5 protein-coding genes and 1 tRNA gene are annotated in these 3,314 nt (G+C 67.1%); 4 read left to right on the top strand and 2 right to left on the bottom strand.

What is annotated here, in order from left to right:
* Position 1 precedes the first annotated feature (1 nt).
* On the top strand, positions 2 to 493 hold the full coding sequence (locus G6020_RS15515; RefSeq protein ID WP_206682242.1) for an XRE family transcriptional regulator: 492 nt from the start codon (positions 2 to 4) through the stop codon (positions 491 to 493).
* A gap of 98 nt (positions 494 to 591) precedes the next feature.
* A tRNA-Ala gene (locus G6020_RS15510) sits at positions 592 to 664 on the top strand.
* A gap of 56 nt (positions 665 to 720) precedes the next feature.
* Here G6020_RS15510 and G6020_RS15505 read toward each other — a convergent pair.
* Together G6020_RS15505 and G6020_RS15500 are read right to left on the bottom strand one after the other, a co-directional pair.
* The gene (locus tag G6020_RS15505) at positions 721 to 1,893 is read right to left on the bottom strand and encodes a tyrosine-type recombinase/integrase (RefSeq protein ID WP_182611226.1); all 1,173 of its coding nucleotides are present in this window, start codon (positions 1,891 to 1,893) and stop codon (positions 721 to 723) included.
* A 109-nt stretch (positions 1,894 to 2,002) separates the two neighbouring features.
* Complete coding sequence (locus G6020_RS15500; RefSeq protein ID WP_182611225.1) at positions 2,003 to 2,626, bottom strand: hypothetical protein; 624 nt, start codon at positions 2,624 to 2,626, stop codon at positions 2,003 to 2,005.
* 153 nt (positions 2,627 to 2,779) lie between these two features.
* Between G6020_RS15500 and G6020_RS15495 the strand changes: the two genes are divergently transcribed.
* Together G6020_RS15495 and G6020_RS15490 are read left to right on the top strand one after the other, a co-directional pair.
* The gene (locus G6020_RS15495; RefSeq protein ID WP_182611224.1) at positions 2,780 to 2,968 is read left to right on the top strand and encodes a helix-turn-helix domain-containing protein; all 189 of its coding nucleotides are present in this window, start codon (positions 2,780 to 2,782) and stop codon (positions 2,966 to 2,968) included.
* Complete coding sequence (locus tag G6020_RS15490) at positions 2,965 to 3,105, top strand: hypothetical protein (protein ID WP_182611223.1); 141 nt, start codon at positions 2,965 to 2,967, stop codon at positions 3,103 to 3,105. The genes G6020_RS15495 and G6020_RS15490 overlap by 4 nt, the downstream gene beginning before the upstream one ends.
* Positions 3,106 to 3,314: the final 209 nt, after the last annotated feature.

Below are 3,314 nucleotides of genomic sequence, written 5' to 3'. Positions count from 1 at the left end.
CCTGGACGAGTTGGCCGAGCGCGCGGACATGTCGGCCAGCACGCTCTCCCGTCTCGAATCGGGCAAAAGACAGGCCAGCCTCGAGCTGCTCCTGCCGCTCACCCGCCAGTTGGGGATCAGCCTCGACGATCTGGTGGCGCCGTCGACCGTGGACCCCAGGGTGCGGCGTCCGGTGATCCACCGGGACGGGATGGTGATCGCGCCCCTGGCTCCCGAGGGGTCATCGGTGGGCACCTACAAGATCACCTACCCGCCGGCGAGTGCCGCGCCCGAACCCCGGGTCCACGACGGCTACGAGTGGTTCTACGTCCTGTCCGGCAGGTTACGCCTGGTCCTGGGCGACCAGGAGCTGATCCTGACCCGGGGTGAGGCAGCGGAGTTCGACACCAAGATCCCGCACAGTCTGTCGGCCGCCGGGGCGCGGCCGGCGCAGGTGATCAGCATCTTCAACGACGACGGGGTGCGGATGCACACGCACACCGCGAGCTCATGAGGCCTCCCGGCCTCCCGGTTTGGTCGGTCGCCCGGACGTGCTGGTAAGGTATCCCTCGCTGCTCGAGAGGGCGGCACCGTCGCCCGCGAGGGTGCCGGGGGGCTATAGCGCAGTTGGTAGCGCGTCTCGTTCGCATCGAGAAGGTCAGGGGTTCGATTCCCCTTAGCTCCACACTCAGAAACCCCCTTTGGCCTGCATTGGAGCAGGTGGAGGGGGTTTCGTCGTATCTAGGCCTGCTGGGTCGAGGGCACAGCGGGGGCACAAGCGGCTGAGCGGGCCGCGTCGAGGGCACCGGCAACGGCCTCCAGGTCGTCGGGGAACAGGTCGGCATAGGTGTCCAGCGTCATCGCGGCCGACGCGTGCCCGAGCATGGTCTGGACCGCCTTGACGTTCGCCCCGGCGGAGATCGCCAGGGAGGCGGCGGTGTGCCGGAGATCGTGTGGGGAGATGGTGGGGAACCCGGGAGTGGTCGGATCACCGGCGCGGGCCTCCTTGCGGCGCTGTTCCTCGGCCGCGAGCTGGCACCGCTTCACCGCCTTGTTGAACACCCGGGGTCGCCAGTTTGAGACCCGGGTGAAGGTCGAGCCGTCTGACGAGAACACCAGGTTGTCCCTGCCCCGGCCTACCATCCGCTCGGCCAACTCGTCCGCCAGGAACGCGGGGAACGGCACCGACCGCTTCTCGCGGGTCTTCGGTGTGGAGACAACGACCTCGCCCTTGACCTCTGCCACCGCCCGGGTGATCTGCACCCGTCGCCTGAGCATGTCGAAGTCGGACACCCGCAGCGCGGCCATCTCGCCCCACCGCAGTCCGGTGTAGGCCAGGAACCGCACGATCGTGGCGTCCCGACCGCACTCGACCGCCAGGGCCTCAACCTGCTGGTGGGTGAGATATCCGCGTGGTGAGTGCTCCCGCCGGGGCACCCGCACGTTGTCACACGGGTTCGACGGCAGTCGCCGGTCATCGACCGCTTGGGCCAGTATCTGCCGGAGGATGCCGAGTGCGCGTTCCAGGACCGTCGCGCCGACGCCATCGGCGACCTTGGCGGACACCCATGCCCGGACCATCGTGGGCCGAATGGTACCGACCTCTCGGTTGTTCCAGTGGGGGAGCACGTGGACGTTCAGGGTCGACTCCAGGTTGTTCCGTGTCGTGGCCTTGAGGTGTGTCGTGCCCTCCAGCCACGGCACCGCGAGGACTCCCACGGTGACCTTCGATGCGTTCGGGTCGATCCACTCACCGCGAGCGAGCTTCACCTGCAGGTCCGCCAGGGCGAGGGTGGCGTCACGCTTGGTGGTGAACCCCTTTCGCTTCCGCTGTCTGTTGTTCTCGTCGCGGTACCGCACCATCCAGAGTCGCCCCTTGCTGGTGGTGTACGGCTCGACGCTTCCGCCGCTCATGGTGTCTCCTTGGTATTTCGCTTTGTCGGGGAAGCCCTCTCCGGGGTCCGGCGGGGGTCGGGGCCCCGGAGGCGGTCGAGACCGTCCCGGAGCAGATCGGGTGAGTGGGTCAGAGTTCGAGGTGCTGGCGCAATTCGGCCATCAGGTCGCGGGTGATGTTGCCCCGGGCGGCGGTGTTGGTCTCGCCATCTGCTCGCCGGTCTCGCTCCGCGCTGAGGTTGTGGCCCCACAACTCGACGGCTGCAACGACCAGGCGGTCCAGGTCGACCCCGAGTGACTTTGCCGCCCGGCGGTCCGCAATCGACGTCGAGGCCTGGGCCAACTGCAGCGGGTCGCCACTGTTCAACTCGTCGTGCTCTCGCTGGCCTGCCGACTCGGTCACAGGTTTGCCCCGGAACACCTCGGTGACATCGGCAACCTCCCGGCCGTTGACCAGGACCGCCCCGTCGCAACGGAGCAGGTCCGGCAGGGTGACCGGCTCGCCCCGGATCTCGCCGAGTGTCAGGGCTAGAGAGAGCAGGGTCTCGACCTTCGCCTCGACCCGCCCGGACTCCAGGTCGCCAACTCGTCCGGTCGACCAGGACAAACCATGCCGTTTGGCGACTCGGGAGACCTGCTCCAAGTGGGCACCGGCCGCCAGCCGGATCTCGCGGGCGTTGCGTCCAATGATCCGGCGAATGTCGGTCTCTGCGGCTTGAACCTTGGCTGCTTGGTCGGGGGTCAGGCGGGGCATCTCGGTGTCCTCTCGTCGCGGTGGTCTGTCGGTCATTTCGGTTACTAATTTACCAGTGCTATGACTAGCAAACAAGCGACATGGCGTGCTAACGTGGCGTAGCACCAAGGCACTAGAAAGCTAGTGACGTCGCTAGGATCTGAGGAGGAACACATGAAACCCGATGCCCGCGTCCCAGAACTGTGGACGCCTGAGCAGACCGCCGAGTACCTGCACACCACACCCGCATCACTCCGACTGATGCGCTACCGGCGCACCGGCCCCGATTTCGTGAAGGCAGGACCTCGCGTCCTGTACCGCGTAGACGACGTTGTCGCCTGGCTTCAGGACGGTGCGGCGTGAGCAAGCGCAACAGGCCCGGGGCCGAGAAGAAGCGGGCACGCAAGCGACGCCTGGAACGAGAAGCCCTGTTCGGCTCCCGCTCCGGTTCGGTGCCCGTGCACTCGACCCGCACCGCACCGACCCCCGCACAGCAGTGAGGGCCGAGTCCGAAAACCCGACCCTCACCATCCGAAGAACCCAACCGGTCGCGACCCAAGCGACCACACCCAATCCCTCAGGAGGGACCGAAGATGCAAGACCATTTCACCACCCCGAACGTCCGCGACGAAAGCTCCCGGCCGTGGCGAGCGGCACCGCCCAAGAACTCGCCTTGGACCAGTGACCTGGAGATCTGGGAGTCGCTGGA

Origin of the sequence: Dietzia sp. B19 (genome assembly GCF_014145155.1) — a bacterium.
In the GTDB taxonomy this organism is placed as follows: domain Bacteria; phylum Actinomycetota; class Actinomycetes; order Mycobacteriales; family Mycobacteriaceae; genus Dietzia; species Dietzia natronolimnaea.
The sequence above is the reverse complement of the archived record's forward strand: the minus strand, read 5'-3'. Positions and strand labels throughout refer to the sequence as shown.